The sequence below is a fragment of the Kitasatospora sp. cg17-2 genome (assembly GCF_054031055.1).
Map to the genome: position 1 here is coordinate 4808773 of NZ_CM132923.1, position 19744 is coordinate 4828516.

The 19744-nt window shown below is 74.5% G+C and carries 22 protein-coding genes and 3 tRNA genes; 11 read left to right on the plus strand and 14 right to left on the minus strand.

The genetic code is table 11. The features are described 5' to 3' along the window. Window positions 1-219 precede the first annotated feature (219 nt). Window positions 220-933 (minus strand): nucleotidyltransferase domain-containing protein, encoded by a 714-nt coding sequence (locus ACW14Y_RS20285; protein WP_456987988.1) that lies wholly within the window; start codon window positions 931-933, stop codon window positions 220-222. 104 nt (window positions 934-1037) lie between these two features. On the opposite strand from ACW14Y_RS20285, the gene ACW14Y_RS20290 reads away from it, so the two are divergent. From ACW14Y_RS20290 to ACW14Y_RS20300, 3 genes are all read left to right on the plus strand, one after another. After that, window positions 1038-2342 (plus strand): DNA glycosylase AlkZ-like family protein, encoded by a 1305-nt coding sequence (locus tag ACW14Y_RS20290; RefSeq protein ID WP_456987990.1) that lies wholly within the window; start codon window positions 1038-1040, stop codon window positions 2340-2342. 10 nt (window positions 2343-2352) lie between these two features. Next, window positions 2353-3141 (plus strand): SDR family oxidoreductase, encoded by a 789-nt coding sequence (locus ACW14Y_RS20295; RefSeq protein ID WP_380388133.1) that lies wholly within the window; start codon window positions 2353-2355, stop codon window positions 3139-3141. Between the two features lie 125 nt (window positions 3142-3266). Then, window positions 3267-3995, plus strand: coding sequence for a tyrosine-protein phosphatase (locus ACW14Y_RS20300; protein ID WP_380305821.1), 729 nt, complete (start codon window positions 3267-3269; stop codon window positions 3993-3995). A 105-nt stretch (window positions 3996-4100) separates the two neighbouring features. On the opposite strand, the gene ACW14Y_RS20305 is transcribed toward ACW14Y_RS20300, so the two are convergent. The 8 genes from ACW14Y_RS20305 to crcB (ACW14Y_RS20340) form a co-directional block, all read right to left on the minus strand. Continuing rightward, complete coding sequence (locus ACW14Y_RS20305) at window positions 4101-4565, minus strand: RICIN domain-containing protein (RefSeq protein ID WP_380388137.1); 465 nt, start codon at window positions 4563-4565, stop codon at window positions 4101-4103. Next, window positions 4562-5767 (minus strand): low temperature requirement protein A, encoded by a 1206-nt coding sequence (locus ACW14Y_RS20310; protein WP_380437446.1) that lies wholly within the window; start codon window positions 5765-5767, stop codon window positions 4562-4564. The genes ACW14Y_RS20305 and ACW14Y_RS20310 overlap by 4 nt, the downstream gene beginning before the upstream one ends. Window positions 5768-5936: 169 nt before the next feature. Continuing rightward, window positions 5937-6779: a TIGR02452 family protein gene (locus ACW14Y_RS20315; RefSeq protein WP_456987994.1), complete on the minus strand. Its 843-nt coding sequence runs from the start codon at window positions 6777-6779 to the stop codon at window positions 5937-5939. A gap of 170 nt (window positions 6780-6949) precedes the next feature. Further along, window positions 6950-9295, minus strand: a complete 2346-nt coding sequence (locus ACW14Y_RS20320) for a DEAD/DEAH box helicase (protein WP_456987996.1) — start codon at window positions 9293-9295, stop codon at window positions 6950-6952. A 209-nt stretch (window positions 9296-9504) separates the two neighbouring features. Beyond that, entirely contained in the window at window positions 9505-10353 is an 849-nt protein-coding gene (locus ACW14Y_RS20325) for a hypothetical protein (protein ID WP_456987998.1), read from the minus strand. A gap of 228 nt (window positions 10354-10581) precedes the next feature. After that, a complete protein-coding gene (crcB, locus tag ACW14Y_RS20330; protein WP_380311591.1) occupies window positions 10582-10956 on the minus strand; it encodes a fluoride efflux transporter CrcB in 375 nt (124 codons plus the stop codon). Further along, a complete protein-coding gene (locus tag ACW14Y_RS20335) occupies window positions 10953-11387 on the minus strand; it encodes a DUF190 domain-containing protein (RefSeq protein WP_456988000.1) in 435 nt (144 codons plus the stop codon). Before ACW14Y_RS20335 ends, crcB (ACW14Y_RS20330) begins: the two co-directional genes overlap by 4 nt. Beyond that, window positions 11384-11863, minus strand: coding sequence for a fluoride efflux transporter CrcB (crcB, locus tag ACW14Y_RS20340; RefSeq protein ID WP_380311587.1), 480 nt, complete (start codon window positions 11861-11863; stop codon window positions 11384-11386). The genes ACW14Y_RS20335 and crcB (ACW14Y_RS20340) overlap by 4 nt, the downstream gene beginning before the upstream one ends. Before the next feature lie 80 nt (window positions 11864-11943). Between crcB (ACW14Y_RS20340) and ACW14Y_RS20345 the strand changes: the two genes are divergently transcribed. The 4 genes from ACW14Y_RS20345 to ACW14Y_RS20360 all read left to right on the plus strand — a co-directional run bounded on the left by ACW14Y_RS20345 (window position 11944) and on the right by ACW14Y_RS20360 (window position 12740). Continuing rightward, complete coding sequence (locus ACW14Y_RS20345) at window positions 11944-12285, plus strand: metallopeptidase family protein (RefSeq protein WP_380311597.1); 342 nt, start codon at window positions 11944-11946, stop codon at window positions 12283-12285. A 142-nt stretch (window positions 12286-12427) separates the two neighbouring features. Beyond that, a tRNA-Glu gene (locus ACW14Y_RS20350) sits at window positions 12428-12500 on the plus strand. Window positions 12501-12565: 65 nt separating this feature from the next. Further along, a tRNA-Asp gene (locus tag ACW14Y_RS20355) sits at window positions 12566-12639 on the plus strand. Window positions 12640-12666: 27 nt separating this feature from the next. After that, window positions 12667-12740, plus strand: a tRNA-Phe gene (locus ACW14Y_RS20360). A 229-nt stretch (window positions 12741-12969) separates the two neighbouring features. On the opposite strand, the gene ACW14Y_RS20365 is transcribed toward ACW14Y_RS20360, so the two are convergent. Further along, window positions 12970-13173 (minus strand): cold-shock protein, encoded by a 204-nt coding sequence (locus ACW14Y_RS20365; RefSeq protein WP_030918248.1) that lies wholly within the window; start codon window positions 13171-13173, stop codon window positions 12970-12972. 375 nt (window positions 13174-13548) lie between these two features. Here ACW14Y_RS20365 and ACW14Y_RS20370 point away from each other — a divergent pair, with 375 nt between their 5' ends. The 3 genes from ACW14Y_RS20370 (at window position 13549) to ACW14Y_RS20380 (ending at window position 15269) form a co-directional block, all read left to right on the plus strand. Continuing rightward, window positions 13549-13773: a hypothetical protein gene (locus tag ACW14Y_RS20370; RefSeq protein ID WP_030392229.1), complete on the plus strand. Its 225-nt coding sequence runs from the start codon at window positions 13549-13551 to the stop codon at window positions 13771-13773. Window positions 13774-13988: 215 nt separating this feature from the next. Continuing rightward, on the plus strand, window positions 13989-14534 hold the full coding sequence (locus ACW14Y_RS20375) for a Uma2 family endonuclease (RefSeq protein WP_340633790.1): 546 nt from the start codon (window positions 13989-13991) through the stop codon (window positions 14532-14534). A gap of 48 nt (window positions 14535-14582) precedes the next feature. Continuing rightward, window positions 14583-15269, plus strand: a complete 687-nt coding sequence (locus tag ACW14Y_RS20380; protein WP_402723067.1) for a 2-phosphosulfolactate phosphatase — start codon at window positions 14583-14585, stop codon at window positions 15267-15269. A 70-nt stretch (window positions 15270-15339) separates the two neighbouring features. On the opposite strand, the gene ACW14Y_RS20385 is transcribed toward ACW14Y_RS20380, so the two are convergent. The 4 genes from ACW14Y_RS20385 to ACW14Y_RS20400 all read right to left on the minus strand — a co-directional run bounded on the left by ACW14Y_RS20385 (window position 15340) and on the right by ACW14Y_RS20400 (window position 18837). Beyond that, entirely contained in the window at window positions 15340-16275 is a 936-nt protein-coding gene (locus ACW14Y_RS20385; RefSeq protein WP_456988004.1) for a hypothetical protein, read from the minus strand. After that, window positions 16272-16793: a SigE family RNA polymerase sigma factor gene (locus ACW14Y_RS20390; protein WP_360014385.1), complete on the minus strand. Its 522-nt coding sequence runs from the start codon at window positions 16791-16793 to the stop codon at window positions 16272-16274. Before ACW14Y_RS20390 ends, ACW14Y_RS20385 begins: the two co-directional genes overlap by 4 nt. Before the next feature lie 159 nt (window positions 16794-16952). Beyond that, a complete protein-coding gene (locus tag ACW14Y_RS20395) occupies window positions 16953-18299 on the minus strand; it encodes an FAD-binding oxidoreductase (RefSeq protein WP_456988006.1) in 1347 nt (448 codons plus the stop codon). 154 nt (window positions 18300-18453) lie between these two features. Then, window positions 18454-18837 (minus strand): VOC family protein, encoded by a 384-nt coding sequence (locus ACW14Y_RS20400; protein ID WP_380304844.1) that lies wholly within the window; start codon window positions 18835-18837, stop codon window positions 18454-18456. A gap of 117 nt (window positions 18838-18954) precedes the next feature. Between ACW14Y_RS20400 and ACW14Y_RS20405 the strand changes: the two genes are divergently transcribed. After that, window positions 18955-19734, plus strand: coding sequence for a TetR/AcrR family transcriptional regulator (locus ACW14Y_RS20405; protein ID WP_456988009.1), 780 nt, complete (start codon window positions 18955-18957; stop codon window positions 19732-19734). Window positions 19735-19744: the final 10 nt, after the last annotated feature.

The following is a 19744-nucleotide window of genomic DNA, read 5'->3' on the forward strand; positions in this document are numbered from 1 at the left end:
CGGCCCCGGGCCCGCGGACCCGCCGGTCACCGCCCCCTGGGTCGATCCGACCAGCCCCCCTGCTTCCGCGGCCACAACCGGAGCTCTTCCGATCCGCTTCCGATGCGCTGGTGGCCCCGGTGACGGGTGCGGCGCCGGACTCCCCCGGCGGCACCCGGGCACGACGGAGGGGCCCGCGCCGGCCGGTGCCGGCCCGGGCCCCTCGGGGCCTGCGCGGTACTACGCGACGGAGGCCGGGGCGGGGCTCCAGTGGGCGGCACGGACGCGGCGGAGCCAGGCTTCGGCGGGACGCTCGTCGGGGTGGTCGGGGAGGACGCCGTGGAGGTCCAGGCGGTCGGTGGCGGCGGCGAGCAGGCGTTCGGCGTGGGCGGGGTCGTCGGCGATCCGCTCACCGAGCGCGCGGACGCGCTCCGGATCGGGCAGCCGGACCAGGTTGTGGCCGGTCTCGTGCAGGTGGACGGCCTGTTCGAGCAGCCGGACCAGGTGCCGGGCGTGCTTGGCGGCCCGGGCCCGGGTGACCGGGTCGGAGGTGTCGCGGGTCAGCAGCTTGCGGAACTGCTGGGTGGCGTAGCCGAGATAGGCGTTGCGGACACCCCGGGCGCTCAGGAAGGAGCGGCGGATCGCTATCAGCTCCTCGCCGAGCGGGCCGCGCACCTCGTAGAGCTCGTCGGGCAGCCAGACCAGCTCGGTGGCGGTCGGATTGCAGCCGAGCGCGAGGCGGCACCACTTGGCGGCCTCGTGCAGGGTGCGGTCCGGCTTGCTGGAGACGTGCGACTCGGCGGGGCGGTGCAGGCCGTGGAAGCCCTCGGTCGGCGCGGCGAACAGACCGAGCCGGTCGATGTCGGAACCGGCGTGCGCCAGGCCGTACGCGGTCGAGCCGACGATGCCGGACAGCAGGACGCTCCCAGGTGGGGAGGCGGGCACGGTGGTCATCGGGGCTCCTCTCGTCGGCCGGTCCGCAGGAGTCTGCCGGGTCGGGCCGCGCCGGGCCAGCGAATTCCGGGGCCGGGGAAGCCCTCGGGCCGATACTGGGCCGCATGGCGAGGGCGAACGGCGACGGCGGTGCGACGGCGGGGACGGGAACGGGCCCGGGGACGGGCACAGGGACGGGGACGGGAACGGGCACGGGCATCGGCACGGCGAAGCTGCGGGCCTGGTGGTCGCACCGGCAGTGGCTGGACGGCGCGAACCCGGAGGCGTCGGCCGGCGAGGTACTGGCGGCCACCGGGTGGGCCAGGTCGGTGGGCGGGGCGGCGCCCTACCTCGGCCTGTTCGCCCGGGCCGGGCTGGACCGGGCGGCCGTGGACGCGGCGGTGGCCCGGCTGGAGGTCCACGAGCTGCCCGCCGCGCGCGGCTGCACCTACATCGTCCCGGCCGAGGACTTCGCGCTCGCCCTGGCGGCCGGCGCGGCGGTGCCCGAGGGCGAGGTGGCGGCGGCCGCGAAGCACCTGGGGGTGACCTCGGGCGAGGTCGAGCGGCTCTGTCTGGCGGTGGACCGCGCGCTCGCCGGGGCACCGGGGCCGCTGGACCCGGCCGCGATCCGGGTGGCGGTCGGCGAGGCCGTCCGGTCGCTGGGCGAACCGGGGCGCAAACGCGGTCTTTCCACCACCCTGCCGCTGGCCCTCGGGCTGATGCAGTCGCGCGGACAGCTGCGCCGGGTCCCGGCCAACGGCCGCCTGGACCAGCAGCGGTACGGCTACGCGCGGTGGGACCAACCGGTCGGCGGCGGTACGGCGGACCTGGCCCGGCGCTACCTGGCCTGGGCCGGTCCGGCCTCGCTGAAGCACTTCCGGTGGTTCTCCGGTTTCGGCGCCGCCACCGCCCGACAGGCGTTCGCCGAGGCGGGCGCGGTGCCGGTGGTGCCCGGTTCGGAGCTGCTGATGCTGCCGGAACTCGTGGACGCCTTCGCCGCGTTCACGGTGCCGTCCGAACCGCACTACACGCTGCTGGCCGGGATCGACGGCATCCATCTGCTGCACCGCGAGCTGGCCCGGCTGGTCGACCCGGCCGACGCGGCGCGTCCGCTGCCGGCCGGCCGGGCCGGGCGGAGCTTCGGCTCCGAGGCCGACCCGCAGACGCACCTCGTGCTGGACCGGGGGCGGATCGTCGGCTTCTGGGAGTACGACACCGAGCGCGCCGAGATCGTCCACCTGTCCTTCGTGCCGTCGAACGCCGAGCTGCGGTCGGCGGTGGCCCGGACCGAGGAGTTCGTCCGGACGGAGCTGGGGGACGCGCGCGGCTTCGGCCTCGACTCGCCGAGGAGCCGGGCGCCCAAGATCGAGGCCTTGCGGGCGAGTTCGGGCGAACAGGCGGCCCGGCCGGACCGCCGGGGGTCGGCATAGAGTACGAACCATGTCGACTTCGAACGAGTTCGCCCAGCCGCACCGGTCCGACCCGTCCGGCGTGCTGCTGATCACCGGCGCCGGTCGCGGCATCGGCGCCGCGACCGCCCTGCTGGCCGGGCGGCGGGGCTACCGGGTCTGCGTCAACTACCGCTCGGACGAGGCCGCGGCGGCCTCGGTGGTGGACGCCGTCCGGGCCGGGGGCGGGGACGCGCTCGCCGTCCGCGCCGACGTCACCCGCAGTGCCGAGGTGGCCCGGCTGTTCGCCACCGTCGACGCCGAACTGGGGCCGCTCACCGGGCTGGTGAACAACGCCGGGACGCTGGAGCGGCAGGGCCGGCTGGAGGACATCGACGAGGAGCGGCTCAACCGGATCTGGGCCGCCAACATCACCGGGCCGTTCCTGTGCGCCGCGCAGGCCGTCCGCCGGATGTCCACCCGGCACGGCGGGCAGGGCGGCGCGATCGTCAACGTCTCCTCCGCCGCCTCCCGGCTGGGCTCGCCCAACGAGTACGTGGACTACGCGGCGGCGAAGGGGGCCGTCGACTCGATGACCCGGGGGCTGGCGCTGGAGGTCGCCGACGAGGGCATCCGGGTCAACGCCGTCCGCCCCGGCCTGATCCACACCGGCATCCACGCCCTGGGCGGGGAGCCCGGGCGGGTCGACCGGGTCGCGCCGAACCTGCCGATGAAGCGCGGCGGGCAGCCGGAGGAGGTCGCGGAGGCGATCCTCTTCCTGCTGTCGCCGGCCTCCTCGTACACCACGGGCGCTTTCCTGGACATCGCCGGCGGGCGCTGACGCGGGCGGGTCGGTGGCGCGGTCGGTGGCGCCGACGCGGGCGGGTCGGTGGCGCCGACGGTCGCGGGTCGGGCGGAATGCGGGATTCCTTCCCCTGGCGCGGCCCGCGACCTTACGGTGGGGCCATGACCGACGACCTGCCGGACCGTGAAGCCGACCTGCCGTCCTCTTTCATCGACATCCCCGGAGTGCGCAACTTCCGCGACGCCGGGGGCGTCGGCGCGCTCCGCCGGGGCGTGCTGTTCCGCTCCGGCTCCTTCCACACGCTCGCCCCGGAGGGCGCCCAGCGGCTGAAGGCCCTGGGCCTGCGCACCGTGATCGACCTGCGCAGCCCGGTCGAGATCGAGGTCTGGCCGGACCTGCGGCACGGCCTCGACCACGAGACGCTCAGCCTTCCCACCCTGCCCGCCGACCGGGAGGACACCGACCGGCCGTGGCCCGCGGGCCAGGAGGAGCTGTACCCGTTCATGGCCTCCACGGCCGGCCCGTCGCTGGTCGCCGCGATCCGCCGGCTCGGCACCCCGGGCGCCCTGCCGGCCGTCGTCCACTGCGCCGTCGGCAAGGACCGCACCGGTCTCACCATCGCCGTCGTGCAGACCCTGCTGGGCGCCTCCGAGGACGACATCACCGCCGACTACCTGCTCTCCAACGCCGGCCTGGGCCTGCTGGACGGCCCGGCCCCGTACATCGACGAGACCGGTGCCGAGCGGATCTCCCGCCCGATCTCGGAGGAACTGCTCGCCTCCTCCCTCGCCTGGATCCGGGACCACCACGGCACCGTCCCGGCCTATCTGCTCGCCCACGGCAGCACCGAGGAGGACCTCGCCGCCCTCCGGGCCAACCTCTCCGCGTAGGGCGGGACCCCCGGCCCGCTCGGCCCTCTCGGCCCCGGACGGCACGCGGCGACGCGGCCGGCCGGGGCAACGGCGAGCGGCCGGGGCAACGGCGAGCGGCGGCGCCTACTGGCGTTCCAGGCGCCACCACTGGGTCGGGGAGTCGGTGTCCTCCCACTGGTGGACGGGCTCCGGCGGGGCGGCCGGGTCGGACGGGGCCGCCGGGGCGGTGAGGGCCTTGCCGCTGACGAAGCTGGTGAGGGTGCAGGTGCCCGGGGCGTCGAGGTGGTGCTCGACCAGCCACTCCTGCGCGCCGAAGGCGTTGGCGGACCACTGCTGGACGGGCACGCCGTTGTCGGTCGCGGCGCCGGTGACGTCCAGCCGCTTGCCGCCCGCGACGTTCTCGACGTGGAACAGCGCGCCGCCCGGGTGGACGGCGGTCAGCCGCCACAGCTGGGCGTCCGAACCGTCCTCGGGGGCGAGCAGGACCTTGACGCCGCTGCGGCGGCTGCCGCCGGGGACCTCCAGCAGCAGGCCGGTCGCGACGTTCCGGATCCGGTAGTTGCCGTCGGTGATCTTGTGCTCGGTCACCCGTGGAGTGTCCCACCGGGCACCGACAGTCCCGCCCGCCGCGCCGAGGTCCGCTGCTCCCAGCCGAAGGCCGCGGCCAGGGCCAGCACCACCGCGGCGACCTCCGCCAGGGCCGAGACCGCGGTGCCGAGCAGCGTGCCGGCCGCGACCGCGGCGGCGGCCAGCAGCCGCGGCAGATTGGGCCCGAGGGCGAAGGTCCGGCGGACGGCGGTGTTGACGACCAGGAAGACCGCCACTCCGCCGGCCAGCGCGGCCGCCTGGGCGGCGGTGATCGGCGCCGCCGGGTGCGCGACCGCCGACTTCACCCCGGCGGCGAACAGCAGCACCCCGAGCAGCAGCCCGTAGTGGCCCAGGTTGTAGACGCTGACGGCGAGCCGGTTGCGGCGGTCGGAGGGCAGCGCGGCCATGTGGTGCTCGGCCCGGGCGTCGTCGTCGTGCCCGAAGTACGCCCACCAGAGCCCCACGCAGACGGCCAGGCTCAGCAGGGCGACGCCGACCAGCGGGGCGGAGGGCTCCGCGGTGCCCGCGCCGATGCCGATCGCGATCACCGACTCGCCGAACGCGATGATCACCACCAGGCCGTGCCGCTCGACGAAGTGGTCCGCGCGCAGCTGGAAGCTGGGCAGGTCGACCAGTCGGGGTATCGCGAACTGCAGGGCGAAGGCGGCCGCCCAGAAGGTCAGCTGGACCGAGCCGGTGAGGTAGCCGCCGGCCACCACCAGCCCGGTGTTGAGCAGGTTCAGCCCGCCCATCCGGAGCACCGGGCCCAGGGCCACCCCCGACATCGCGAACATGCCCGTGTGCACGGCCACCACCAGCAGGTACGCCCAGCCGAAGGCGACGCCGCTGCCCTCGAAGGCGTGCGGCACGGAGAGCGAGATCACCAGGAAGCCGGCCATCGCGAGCATCAGCAGGCCGCGTCGGCCGTGGGTGCTCGGCGGCATGGCGTTGGTCAGCCAGATGAAGGCGTCGTACATCCACCAGATCACCGCCAGCATCACCACCACCTGGGTGAAGCCGCCCGGGGTGAGGTGGTGGGCCAGACTGCCGGTCAACTGGGTGACGGTGAAGACGAAGACGAGATCGAGGAAGAGCTCCAGCGGCGCCGCCCGGAGCGAGGGCTCGGCGGCGGCGTCGAGAAGAGCGGGGGCGGGAACGGGGGCGGTTGCTCCACCGGCGGCGGAGGTACTGGTCGCGATCACCCGCGCGAGTATGGGGGACGACGGCCCCGTCCCGCCGGGGTTTCCGTCAGTCGGGCGGCGGTCCGACGCCCGGCCGACACCGGCCGGACGCGGGCCGGCCACCGGGGTGGTCACCCCCGGCCGGGGCCCGCTCCGCTCCCCTCACCCAGCCCCCCTCACCCCGCTCCGCTCACCCCGCTCCCCCGCCGCCGAACCGGGCCTCGAACGCGGCCCGGTTCGGCGAGACCGGCGTCCGGTCCCAGACCGCGAAGACCACCCGGTCGAAGGCCGCCCCGTACCGGGCCAGCGCCAGCTCGAAGGCCTCCGCGACCTCGGCCGGGTCGTTGCGGAACACCCCGCAGCCCCACGCTCCCAACACCAGCGCGCGGATCCCGTGCCGGGCCGCCGCCGCGAGCACCCGCTCGGCCCGCTCGGCGAGCACGCCCCGGACGTCCACCCCGCCGCCCTCGGCCCGCAGGGCGAGCTGGCCGGCGTTCGGCGCGGGCGAGGTCAGGAACGTCACCGGGTACGGCCGGGCCAGCAGCCCGCCGTCCTCGCCCCGGATCACCGGCACCCCGGGCGAGACGATCACCCGGTGGCTGTACCGGAGGTCGCCGGAGGCGCGGTGCGCCTCGTAGTAGTCCGGCGCCTCCACCAGGCTGGTGTAGAGGAGGGCGCTGCGGCAGAGGTCCTCCTCCTGGGCGCGGGCTCCGCGCAGATAGCCGCCGCCCGGATTCCGCGCGGACGCGAAGTTCAGCACCCCGACCGGCCCCGCCCCCGCCTCGAACAGCCGGTGGGCCGCCCGGACGCTGCCCTCGGCCGTGACCTCGACGGTGCCGGACCCCGCCGTCGGCCCCGGGCCGCCCGCCGCGACCAGCTCGTCGAGACCGGCCGGGTCGTACGACACCGTCCCGGCCCTGGCCGCCGCCAACCGCTCGGCCAGATCCACGGCCTCGCCCCCGGACGTGCGGTAGCTCCCCCGCTCGGCGATGCCCTCGTTCACCGACGCCACATCACGCAGTCTGCTGCTCATGCGACCGACCGTAGGTGACGGGGCGGGCGCCGCGCCACTGGTTATTCTCAGCAGTAGAACAACGGTCGCGGGGGGCCGCGACGCCCGGGAACGCCGAACGGCCACGGGCCCGCTCCGGTGGTGCGGAGCGGGCCCGTGGCCGTGGTGCGATGCGCGGGTACTAGCCGGCGTCAGTTCTTCCAGCGCGGCTTGCGGTCGTCGCGGTTGAAGCCGGCGTTGTAGCCACCGGAGGAGCGGCCACCGCGCTCGTCGCCGCGGTCGCGGTTGAAGCCACCGCCGGCCTGCGGGCGGCCACCGGAGCGGTGGTCGTCGCGGCGGGCGAACGGACGGTTGTTGCTGCCGCCGCGCTCGTCACGGTCACGGTTGAAGCCGCCACCCTGGCCGCGGTCACGGTCACCGAAGGAACGGGCCGGACGGTCGTCACGGTTGAAGCCACCGCCACGGTTGAAGCCGCCACCCTGACCGCGGTCGCGGTCACCGAAGGAACGGCCGCCGCGGTCGTCACGGTCGCGGTTGAAGCCGCCACCCTGGCCACGGTCGCGGTCACCGAAGGAACGGGCCGGACGGTCGTCACGGTTGAAGCCACCGCCACGGTTGAAGCCGCCACCCTGACCGCGGTCGCGGTCACCGAAGGAACGGCCGCCGCGGTCGTCACGGTCACGGTTGAAGCCGCCACCCTGGCCACGGTCACGGTCACCGAAGGAACGGCCACCACGGTCGTCACGGTCACGGTTGAAGCCGCCACCCTGACCGCGGTCACGGTCACCGAAGGAACGGCCACCGCGGTCGTCACGGTCACGGTTGAAGCCGCCACCCTGACCGCGGTCACGGTCACCGAAGGAACGGGCCGGACGCTCGGTGCGCGCCTCGCGGTACGACGGCGTGCGCTCCTCGGTCGGCTCGGCGGCGACGGCCGGCTCGGTCACGGTCGCGGCAGCGGTCTCCTCGCCCTCGGCGGCCGGGGCCTCGTCCACGATGCCCAGCTCGGCCCGCTCGCGCGCGGCCCGCGAGGCGAGCCGGTCGGCCTCCTCGCGCAGCTCGGTGGCGCGGCGCTGCGCGCGCTCCAGCTGACGGGTCATGTCCGCGATCTCGCGCTCGGCGGCGCCGGCGATGTTCGCCGCGCTCTCCGCCTGGACCTCGACCAGCGAGCGGGCACCGGTGATCCGGGCCACCTCGGGGTCGAAGGCGTGGTCGAGGATGTGGCGGCCGGCGTCGACGCCCGCGTCCTCCATCAGGCGGAAGACGCCGCGGCGCTGGTGCGGCAGCACCAGGGTGACGACGGTGCCGGAACGGCCGGCCCGGGCGGTGCGGCCGGAGCGGTGCAGGTAGTCCTTGTGGTCGCCGGCCGGGTCGACGTTCAGCACCAGGTCGATGCCGTCGACGTGGATGCCTCGGGCGGCGACGTCGGTCGCGACGACGACGTTGACGTAGCCGTCCTTGAAGTCGCCGAGCACCCGGGTACGGGCGCCCTGGGTCATGCCGCCGTGCAGCGCGTCGGCCTTCACACCGGCCTCGAGCAGCTGCTCGGCGACGCGGTCGGCGCCCATCTGGGTGCGGACGAAGATGATCGTGCGGCCCTTGCGGGCGGCGATCGCGTTGGTGATCGGCGCCTTGTCCTTGGGCTTCACCACGAGGATGTGGTGGGTCATCGTGGTCACGGCGCCGGCCGACGGGTCGACCTCGTGGGTGACCGGGTTGTTCAGGTAGCGCTTGACCAGGGTGTCGATCTCGTTCTCCAGGGTGGCGGAGAACAGCAGGCGCTGGCCGCCGGCCGGGACCTGGTCGAGGATCTCGGTGACCTCGGGCAGGAAGCCCATGTCGGCCATCTGGTCGGCCTCGTCGAGCACGGCGACCTGGACGTCGTCGAGCTTGGCGGAACCGCGGTTGATCAGGTCGCGCAGACGGCCGGGGGTGGCCACCAGGACGTCGACGCCGCGCTCCAGCGCGTAGATCTGGTTCGACATCGAGGTACCGCCGCAGACGACCTTGAGGCGCAGGCCGAGCACCGAGCCGAAGGGCTCCAGGGCGTCGGCGACCTGCATCGCCAGCTCGCGGGTCGGGACCAGGATCAGACCGCGCGGGGACTTGGCGCGGGTGCGCTCGCCGGCGGCGAGGCGGGTCAGCAGCGGCAGGCCGAAGCTGAGGGTCTTGCCGGAGCCGGTACGGCCGCGGCCCAGCACGTCCTTGCCGGCCAGGGCGTCCGGGATGGTCGCGGCCTGGATCGGGAACGGGGTGGTGACGTCGCGCTTGGCGAGGGCGCGGACGATGTCGTCCGGCAGGCCCAGGTCGCCGAAGGTGAGGGTCGGCTCGGCCGCGGCGGCCTCGTCGTCGCCCTCGGCGGCGTCGGTGGTGTCGTCGGCCTCGGCGGCGTCGTCCGCGACGGCCTCGGCGGTGGCGTCCTCGACGGCGTCGACGGCGGCGATCAGCTCGGCGTCGGCCTCGGGGGCGGTGGTGGTGACATCGGCGGCGGACTCGCTCGCGGGCATGGCGAAGCGGGCGTCGTCAACGAGAGACATGCAAAACCTTCCGGAAGTGGCACGCGCCAAAGTCCGGGGTTCTGTTTCACAACCGCCTCTATGCGGTCAGCCACGGATCGCCGGAACGCGCCAAGGGCGCCAGATGGGTGTAGGGCGCCAGACAAATGAATCAAACGAACGATCTACCACCATAGACGAGCCTGGGGATCGGAGGCAAATGCCGAGGCCAGGCTGTGATTCAAGTCCCTTCAGTGTGCGCCCGGTCCGGCGCTGGGAGCCGCCGTGGTACTGGGGGCGGCCGTGGGCTCCGGGGCCGGGGTGGCGGTCGGGGCGGGTGTGGTGTGGCCGGGCTCCGGCGTGGTCGGGTGGCCGGACGGGCTGGCCGCCGGGGCGGAGGCCGTGGCTCCGCCGGAGCGGCCGTCGCCGGTGCCGGTGCCCGTGGTGGCCCCCGTGCCACCCGTGGGGTGGCCGGTGCCGCCGGCGGCGGAACCCGTGCCGGCGCTGCCCCCGGCCGCCCCGCCCGGGGCGGCGGCACCGCCCGGACGAGGTGCGGGACTGGCGCTCGCGCCCCCGGCGGTGCCGCTCGCGCCGGGCGCGGGCTCGCCGGGGGCCGCCACCGGTACGGGGTCCGCGACGGCGGGCGCGCCGTTGACACCGCCCGCTCCGCTTCCGCCCCCGGTGCCCGCCGCGCCGTTCGCGCCGACGGCCGGCTCCCCGGGGGCCGCGTTCATGCCGCCGGCCGAGGCGCTCTGGGCCTGGGCGCCTCCGGCCCGCTCCGACCGCCCGACGGCGCCGCCCTGGTGGCCGCCGCCGCTGGGCGAGGCCGAGGCGGTCGGCCCTGGCTTGGTCGGCGTCCCGGCCTGGCCGACCGGCGCCGTGCGGTGCTTGTCCTCCGCGCCCGGCCCGACCGACATGCACCCGGTCAGCCCCAGCCCGGCCACCGCCAGGGCCGCCACCGCCCGGACCGCCCCGGTCCGCACCGCTCGCGTCCGCACCTCCCGCGTCCGCACCGCTCCGGCTTGTACCGCTCCGGTCCGCTCCGGTCCGTCCCGGTCCACCGCCGTCTCCCGCTCCGCCACCGCACGCATCGCACGCATCGCCGCCACCGAGCTCCCTCTCCCGCCCCGCCCGGGCCGCCCACCACGCGCGCACGGCCACCCTTGCGGGTGCCCAACGCGCGCCCCCGGCGCACGGACACGGGTGGACGCACCGGGAGCACTCGAACGAGCGCCGGGCGGGCCCCCTTCGTTCGGGGGTTCGACCGGCCGGGGGGGTCGACCGGCCGGGGGTTCTGCCGGGGTCCGGCGCGCCGGACCGGGTGCGGGTCAGCCCCAGAGCGCCCCGGCCAGCCCGGCGCCCGCGTACACCGCCGCCAGACCCGCCGCCACGCTGCCGAGGACGTTCGCCAGGGCGTACCGCCCGGCCCCGCCCTCGACCAGCCGCAGCGTCTCGTACGAGAACGTCGAGTACGTGGTCAGCGCGCCGCACAGCCCCGTCCCCAGCAGCAGTTGGACCTGCGAGGAGGCCGCGCCGGCCGCCACCGCCCCGGTCACCAGCCCGAGGACCAGGCAGCCGACCACGTTCACGGCGAAGGTCCCCCAGGGGAAGACCGAGTCGTGCCGGGACTGCACGGCCCGGTCGGTCAGGTACCGCAGCGGCGCGCCGACCGTCGCACCGAGGACCACCAGCAGCCAGTTCACGCCCCGCCCTCCCGCGTGCCTTGCCGGTCGGCACCGTCGGCACCGTCGGGCCCCGCGTACCGGAGCACCTCGCACCGCTCCAGGGTGACCAGCCCGGCCGGCCGCAGCCCGTCCAGCTCGGGCAGGAAGGCCCGCACCCGCTCCTCGGTGTCCACGATCACCACCGCCACCGGCAGGTCCTCGCTCAGCGACAGCAGCCGCGCCGTGTGCACCAGCGAGGACGCGCCGAAGCCCTCGATCCCCCGGAACACGCTCGCCCCGGCCAGCCCGGCGGCCCGCGCCCGGTGCACGATCTCGCTGTACAGCGGGCGGTGGTGGTGCCGGTCGTTCTCGCCGACCAGGACGGTCAGCCGCAGCGCGGGCCCGCCCAGCCGGGCGCCCTTCCCGCTCTCCTCGACCGCCCCGCCCTCCCCGGGCACCGCGGCCGTCATGCCCGCACCCCGGTCAGCCGCAGCAGCGCCCGCGTCGCCGCGGCCGCCGCCCAGACCGCCGCCAGCGCCGCCAGCAGCGTCAGCGCGAGGTACCCCGCGGCCGGGCCCGGCCGCCCCTCCGCCACCAGCCGGCGGAAGTCCACCGCGTACGTCGAGAAGGTCGTGAACCCGCCCAGCACGCCGGTCCCGAAGAACGGCCGCACCAGCGGATGGGCCGGACGCCCCTCGGTGATCACCACCAGGAAGACCCCGATCACGGCGCACCCCACCACGTTCACCAGCAGGGTCGTCCACGGGAAGGCCGACGGGCCGGTCGGCCAGAGCAGTCCCGCCCCGTACCTGGCCACCGCCCCCAGCGCCCCGCCGACCGCGACCACCGCCACCGCCGGCCCCTGCCCGCGCAGCACCGGCGGGCGCCGCCGCGCCGCCGGGCCGGGCGCGGCACCGTCCGCCACCAAGTCCTCCGAAGTCGCCACAGCCCCATCAAACACCGGCGAACGACGCCGCCGACCGCCTGGCACACCGTCACCGCAGACCCGACAATGATCCGGTGGAGATGACCCCGGAAGACTTCGAGGTACTGGTCGCGGACGCGCTCGACCTGATCCCGCCGAAGCTCGCCGCGATGATGGACAACGTCGCCGTCTTCGTCGAGGACGAACCCGACCCGGCCGACCCGGAACTCCTCGGCCTCTACGAGGGCACCCCGCTCACCGAGCGCGGCGAGTGGTACGCGGGCGTCCTCCCCGACCGGATCACCGTCTACCGGGGCCCGACCCTGCGCCTGTGCGAGGACCGCGAGCAGGTCGTCGAGGAGGTCCGCACCACGGTGATCCACGAGGTCGCCCACCACTTCGGCTTCGACGACCACGAGCTCGACGAGCTCGGCTGGTCCTGAGCCCCCACCCCCGGACCGGCCCCGCCGACCCGCCCGGAGGACCCGCCCGCCCACCTGGCCCAAACCCGTTTTGGCGATCGGCCCGACATCCCATATGCTTCTCGACGTCCCCGAACGCCGGAAACGGCGGGACAGGCCGCAAGCCCTCATCGTCTAGTGGCCCAGGACGCCGCCCTTTCAAGGCGGTAGCACGGGTTCGAATCCCGTTGGGGGCACGCAGTACCGTAGTACAGTGCAGTGAAGCAAGACCCAGTAAGACCTGGGTGGTTCGCCACCTCTAGGTCCCGTGGAGCAGTTGGTTAGCTCGCCACCCTGTCAAGGTGGAGGTCGCGGGTTCAAGTCCCGTCGGGATCGCTCGTCTCGCAAGAGACGGTGCAGTACGGCCAGGTAGCTCAGTTGGTACGAGCGTCCGCCTGAAAAGCGGAAGGTCGCCGGTTCGACCCCGGCCCTGGCCACAACCAGGAGGCCCCCGCAGCGAATTCGCTGCGGGGGCCTTTTCGTGTTGCTGGATTCGATCGAGGCCAGTGGGTGCGACGGACGGTCAGTTGCCCGCCCCGCGCACCGAAGGGCCCGTACCGACGCCCCCTGAGCCCGGGCCGGCCTCCGGGAAAGCCGAAAGGGCCCGCACCGCGCGTGCGCGGTGCGGGCCCTGGGCCGACCGGCGGGGCCGGGCGGCGGGAAGTACTAGAGCGGACGAATGTTCTCCGCCTGCGGGCCCTTCTGGCCCTGCGTGACGTCGAACTCGACCTTCTGGCCCTCGAGCAGCTCGCGGAAGCCGTTGGCGTTGATGTTCGAGTAGTGGGCGAACACGTCCGGACCGCCACCCTCCTGCTCGATGAAGCCGAAGCCCTTTTCCGCGTTGAACCACTTCACGGTGCCGTTAGCCATTTAAAAATATCCTTCGAATGGGACGTCCGAAACTCACAGGTCGCGAGTTTCGCGTCGCCGCGATGATGACCCACCCGGGGAATGGCCGGGTAACAAAATACGCCTGCGGTCAGAACCAGCAGGCGCACACAAAGTTCATGGGAACCACAACTGCAACTATCACGACTGTAGCAGGGTCCGCACCCCAACGGGGTGGTTCTCCTTGGCCAGTTCGTCGGCGTGGCTCCGACCGGCGGTGACGCCGGGCGGCCGCCCCCGCCGGCGGTCCCCGCGCACCGGGGGGTGCCCGCCGTCGCCCGCGCCCGCGGTCAAGATCCAAAATATCCCGCGGATCAAGCCACCCGCTCCGCCGAAATCAAGCGCATACTGGCCATGATGACGAATTCAGCCGCGCCCCGGCGCCACCTCCCCACCAGCCCCTTCCGTCGGGCTCCGGCCCCGCCGCCGCCCAAGGTATTCGCTGTCGGAGACCGGGTGACGCACGACGAGTACGGCCTCGGCCGCGCCATCGGTGTCGAGGGCGAACTCGCCGTCCTGGTCGACTTCGGCTCACGAACGGAGCGGATCACTGCACCTTTCGCCAAGCTCTTCCGGCTGTGACCCCTGGCGCCCGGTCGACTCCCACGCCGACCGGCGCGAGGGCGGACAGCCACGGACTCCGTCCATCAGAAGTGTGAGGACGTGCGGCGCCGGTTGACGCCGGTGCCGACGCCGACCCGCCCCGGAGAGCCCGCTCTCCGGGCCTTCCGCATGTCCGGGCCCGGTGGCGGACTACGCTCAGGGGTGTTGCCCGGCAGACCCAGGAGACCGCGCGCATGAACCCGGAGCACTTCGCCCTTCTCGACGAAGCCCGCCGGAGCCTGCCCGACGGCTTCAAGGTGGAGATCTCGGGCGACACCATCGTGATGATGGTCAGCCCCTCGGGCATCCACCAGCGGAACCTGCTGCTGGTGCGCCGCCAGTTCGACCGGCACGCCCCCGCCGAACTGCTGCCGAGCGAGAACACCGATCTGGTCTCGCCCTCGGTCGGCAAGAGCCGCAACCCCGACCTGACCTACCTGCCCGGGGAAGCCCTGGAGACCACGGCCAACCAGGTCCCGGCCGAGTTCGCCGCCGTCGCCGTCGAGCTGGTCTCGCCCTCGAACCCGGAGAACGACTGGGTGGGGAAGGTCCGCGACTACCCGCTGATGGGCATCCCGCTCTACTTGCTGGTCGACGCCCGACAGAAGACGGTCACCCTGTTCAGCCGGCCCGACGGGACCAGGTACCACCGCCGCGAGGACATCGAGTTCGGCGAGACCCTGCACATCCCCGAGCCGTTCGGCTTCGACCTGGTCACGGCCGACCTGCTGCCGTACTGACCCGAAAAGGGGTGGGTGACGGGGGCGGGCTCCGCGATCATGGCGGGCATGGACTCCAGATTTCTCGGGATCGACGAGGTGGCCGGGGTTCCGGCGGTCGCGGTCGTGGTCGATGTGATGCGTGCGTTCACCGTGGCCGCGTGGGCCTTCGAGCGGGGGGCCGAGAAGATCGTTCTCGCCGGGTCGCTGGACGAGGCGTTGGCGCTCAAGGCCCGACGGCCGGGGTGGGTGGCGCTCAAGGACGGGGCGGCGGCGCCCGGGTTCGACGCCGTCAACTCGCCCGGGCTGCTGCGGGACGTGGACCTCGGTGGGCGGACGGTGGTGCAGAAGACCACGGCCGGGACGGTCGGCGCGCTCGCGGTGAAGGACGCCCCGCTGGTGCTGTGCGCCGGTTTCGTGGTGGCGGGGGCGACGGCGCGGCTGCTGCGGGACCGGGGGTGCGGGAGCGTCACCTATGTGGTCACCGGCGAGGACGGGCGGGCCGAGGAGGACCTGGCGTGCGCCCAGTACATCGCCGGGAGGGCCGCCGGGGACGGCACGGACGCGGACCCGTACCTCCGCCGGGCCGCCGGGTCGCGGGCCGCCGCCGAGTTGGCGCAGGGGGTGCGCGAGGGGGCCCATCCGGACGACGTCGCGCTCTGCCTCGAACTCGACCGGTTCCCCTTCGCCATGGTGGCGTCCCAGGAGGACGCGCTGACGGTGCTGCGGCCGGTCGCCGTGCCCGCAGCGACCTGAGGCCGGCGCGGCGGGGCCCCGGGGAGGACTCCCCGGGGCCCCGCCGCGCCGGACCGGGGTCAGCGGGCGGTCAGTTCTCCGCCCAGCCCTTCTTGGCGCCGATCAGCGAGCCGTCGGCCGCGTAGAGGCGGAGTTCGGCGGGGATGCCGCGCTTGGCGGCGCCGATCCAGCGGGCCTCGGAGTCACCGAGGGACAGGATGGCGGGCTCGGCGGTGACACCGTCGGCCCACTCGATCACGGCCCGGGCGACACCCGGGGGCACCAGGCCGATGTCCACCTTGGGGACGGTGTACAGCGGGTCCTCGGTGCCGTTCTTGGCCTGGGCGCCGAGCCAGAAGTGGCCGAAGTCCTCCACCGGCGCGTGGTCCACGCGGTAGAAGCCCACCGGGCTCCCGGGCGGCGCCACGAAGGTCTCGTTGGAGCGGGCGAGCCGCTTGCCGTCCTGGAGGTAGTAGAAGACCACGTGGTCGGCGTCCGGCGTCCCGTACCGGGTGATGAACTCCTCGGTGGGCGCGGGCCAGGGGGAGCCGGCGTCGGCGTCCTCCTGCCAGATCAGCCGGGCCTGCTCGCGGATCGCGTCCTTGCCGGGGGCCGGCCACAGGGCCGCCCAGACGCTCCAGGGCTTGCCGTCCTTGGTGCCGGCGAGCACCTGGATCCGGGTCGGGACGAGCGGGTCGCGGGGGGCGCCCGGGGTCACCGCGGGCCCTCCGGCGGCCGGGGTCAGCACGGTCGACACGTCGACGCTCGCCGCCACGACCCTCGTGCCGCCGCCCAGTCCGCCGGCCCCGCCGTTCACCGCCGCCACGCCGCCGAGCGCGGCGACCAGGGCCAGCGCCAGCGCCCCGCCCAGGGACGTCCGCCGCCGGACCACCCGTCGCCGGCCGCCGGCCAGCACCGCCTGGTACGGCGCCGGGCCGGTCTCCATCGTCTCCACCAGCCCGGCCAGGGCCCGGGCCACCTCCTCGTCGCCCGCCACCCCGGTCGCCTGCGCCTCGTCGCGGTTCATGCCGCACCTCCGATGCTCGTCATGGTGATGAGTGAGGAGAGCTCGCGAAGCTTGGCGATGCCCTTCGACGCCTGGCTCTTGACCGTGCCCACCGAACAGCCCATGGCGGCGGCCGCCTGGGACTCGCTCAGGTCCTCCCAGTAGCGCAGCACCACCGCCTGCCGCTGGCCCGGCGGCAGGGTGCCGAGCGCCTCCAGCAGCGCGGCCCGTTCGTCCAGGCGGGCGAAGCCGTCCGGGCCGGACCGCTCCGGCACCGCGTTGACCAACTGCTCCGGGACCCGGCGCCGGAAGCGGCGGGCGTGCTCGTTGACGACGATCCGGCGCACGTAGGCGTACGGCTCGTCGGCCTTGGTGACCCTCCCCCAGGCGGCGTAGGTCCGCTCCAGTGCGGTCTGCACCACGTCCTCCGCGAGGTAGCGCTCCCCGGTCAGCAGGAACGCCGTTCGCATCAGACGTGGCCAGGCACCGGTCACGAACGCGTTGAACTCGGCGTCCCGCTCGGCCTTCTTGGCTCCCATGAGTACCTCCTCGTCCACCCAGAGCCCGTACCGGCCGCGAACCGTTGCCGGGGTGGTTCGCGGAGTGGTCCGCGAGGGCAGTCCGAACGGGCAGACGAGGAGGTCAGGAGCCTGGAGGTCAGAAGGCTAGAAGGTCGGACGACCGGAGGAGCGGGCGGGTCAGCCGGCGGGCGGGATGTTGAAGTTCAGCCGGAAGAGGTTCCCCGGGTCGTACACCGCCTTGAGCTCGGTGAGCCGCCGGTGCACGGGCTCCGGGTAGGCGGTGCGCACCACGGCCGGGTCGGCGTCGTCCAGGCCGAAGAAGTTGGCGAGCGCTCCGCCGGTGGACCACGGGCGCAGCCGCTCGTGCAGGGCGGCGTGCGCGGTGCGCAGCCCGTCCAGCGGGACGGGGCCGATCATGCTGGTGGAGAAGGCCAGGTAGCCGGCGTCCCGGCCGCCGACGGCGTTCGGGACGGCGGGCTCGCGCGAGTAGGCGCCGCCCTGGAGCCGGAACTCGACGATCAGCGGGCTGTCGGCGTCCGGTCCGGCGAGTTCCAGGACGGCGTCGACCGTGGCGGCGGTGAACTCGCGCAGGGCGGTGTTGCGGTCGTAGGCGGGGTGCGCGAACGGCGGCTCGTGGTGGATGGTGCCGGCCTCGGTGAAGGGCAGCTCGCGGACGGTGTCGAGGAGCGGGGTGCCGAAGGCGCGCAGCGGCCGGACCCAGTCCTCGCCCTGCTCGGCCGGGCCGCTCCAGGCGACCCGCAGCACGACGGCGTAGCGGCCGCGGATGGGCTCCGGCACGGCGTCGATGTCGGGGTAGCCGATCAGCTGGGCGGAGGTGGCGAGCTCCTCGGGGACGGTCCGGCTCCACTCGGCCCAGCCGTGCAGCGCGGCGGCGGCGGATTCGGCGGGGTAGTAGAGGCCGCCGCCGTAGAGGCCGGTGCAGGGGACGAGGTCGATCTCCATCGCGGTGACGACGCCGAAGTTGTCCTTGCCGCCGCGCAGGGCCCAGAACAGGTCGGGTTCGGTCCCGGGGCCGGTCTCGACCAGGCGGCCGTCGGCGGTGACGACCTCCAGCCGGCGGACGTGGTCGGCGGCGAAGCCGTGGCGGCGGCCGAGCAGGCCGATGCCGCCGCCGAGGGTGTAGCCGACGGCGCCGACGTCGGGGTTGGAGCCGCTCAGTGGGGCGAGGCCGTGCGGGGCGGCGGCGTCGAGCACCTGGCGCCAGCGGACGCCGGCGCCGACGGTGGCGGTCCGGGCGACCGGGTCGACGGTGACCTCGTCCAGGGCGGCGGTGTCGATCACCAGCTGGCCGTCGGTGGGGACGGAGATGCCGTGGCCGGTGGCGCGGACGGCGACGGCGAGGCCGTGCTCGGCGGCGTACCGGACGGCGGCGATCACATCGGCGGTGTCGGCGGCGGACACCACCAGCGCCGGGCGGTGGTCCAGCGCGAGGTTGTAGCCGGTCCGTCGGGCGTCGTACTCGTCGTCTCCCGGCCGGTGCACCGGCCCCTTGGTCTCGATCATGCCGGGAGGCTAACCCGCGCGGGGGCGGAGCAATCCCGTCCGTATCCGATCTCTGTCAGGTCGCCGGCGAACGGGTCCTGACGGACGGTCACGGGTGCGGGACCCGGCCGCGGCCTCCCCCCGGGGCCGCGGCCGGGCAGTCGAAGGACCCGCCCTAGCGGCTGTCGCCGGAGGCGCGGGTCATGATCTCCAGGTTGTGGCCGTTCGGGTCCTCGAAGTAGGCGCCCCGGCCGCCGAACCAGTCGTTGACGCGACCGGCGTGGCGGTGGAACGGGTCGGCCCAGTAGGTGATTCCCCGCTCCTGGACCCGGCCGAGGATCTCGTCGAACTCCGCGTCCCCGACCAGGAAGGCGTAGTGCCCGGTGGGGACCGGTCCGTCGATCCGCATCACGTCCATCGCGACGTCGTTGGCGAGCCGGACGACGAGGAAGGGCTCGCTGCGCACGGGGGCGGCCAGACCGAGGATCTCGGTCAGGAAGCGGGCGGTCTCCTCGTCGTCCCGCGCCGGGACGATCGTGTGGTTGAGCTGAACGGCCATGGAACGCTTCCCTCCTGGGACTTCCGGACGTACCGACGAGGGTAGGACTTGAAGTCCGCTTCACGTCAAGCATGTCGTAAACTACACGATGTAGTGCACTGCAAGGAGGATTTCCCCGTGACCGAACAGACCGCCCCGGACGCGAGACCCGCCGACCCGGCCGCCGACCCGGCCACCGCCCCGGACGCGACCCCGGCCGTCGCGGCCGCCCCGGCCGTCGCGGCCGCCCCGGCCGTCGCGGCCGCCCCGGCCGCCGCGGCCGCCCCGGCCGCCGCGCGCCGCGGCATGCCGGAGAAGCGGGTGGCGATCGCCCGCGCGGCGCGCACCGTGTTCGGCCGCGAGGGCTACACCCGCACCAGCGTGGACGCCATCGCCGCCGAAGCCGGCGTCTCCAAGCGGACCATCTACAACCACTTCGCCGACAAGGAGCAGCTGTTCCGGTCGGTGATCCTGGAGGGCGCCACCACGGTGGCCGCCACCCAGGCGAAGATCGCCGACCGCCATCTGCGGAAGATCGTCGACCTGCGCACCGACCTGGTCGACTTCGGCCTGGAGCGGGTCGACTCGCTCACCACCTTCGCCGAGCACTGGGCGCTGGTCCGCACCATCGAGGCCGAGGCGCTGCACATCCGCCCGGCGGTGCTGGAGGCCTGGCAGGACGCCGGGCCCCGGGAGACCCACCGGGTGCTGACGCACTGGATGGCCGAGTTCGCCGAGCGCGGGCTGCTGGTGGTGCCGGACCCGGCCGAGGCCGCCCGGATGCTCAACCTGCTGACCTTCCTCGCCGTCGCCCAGCCCACCTTCTACGGCGCGCTGCCGATGCCGGCCGAGCGGATCGCCGAGGTCGTGGAGCACGGTGTGGCGGCGTTCCTCGCGGTGTACGGCACACCGGGCTAGCCGGAGTCCG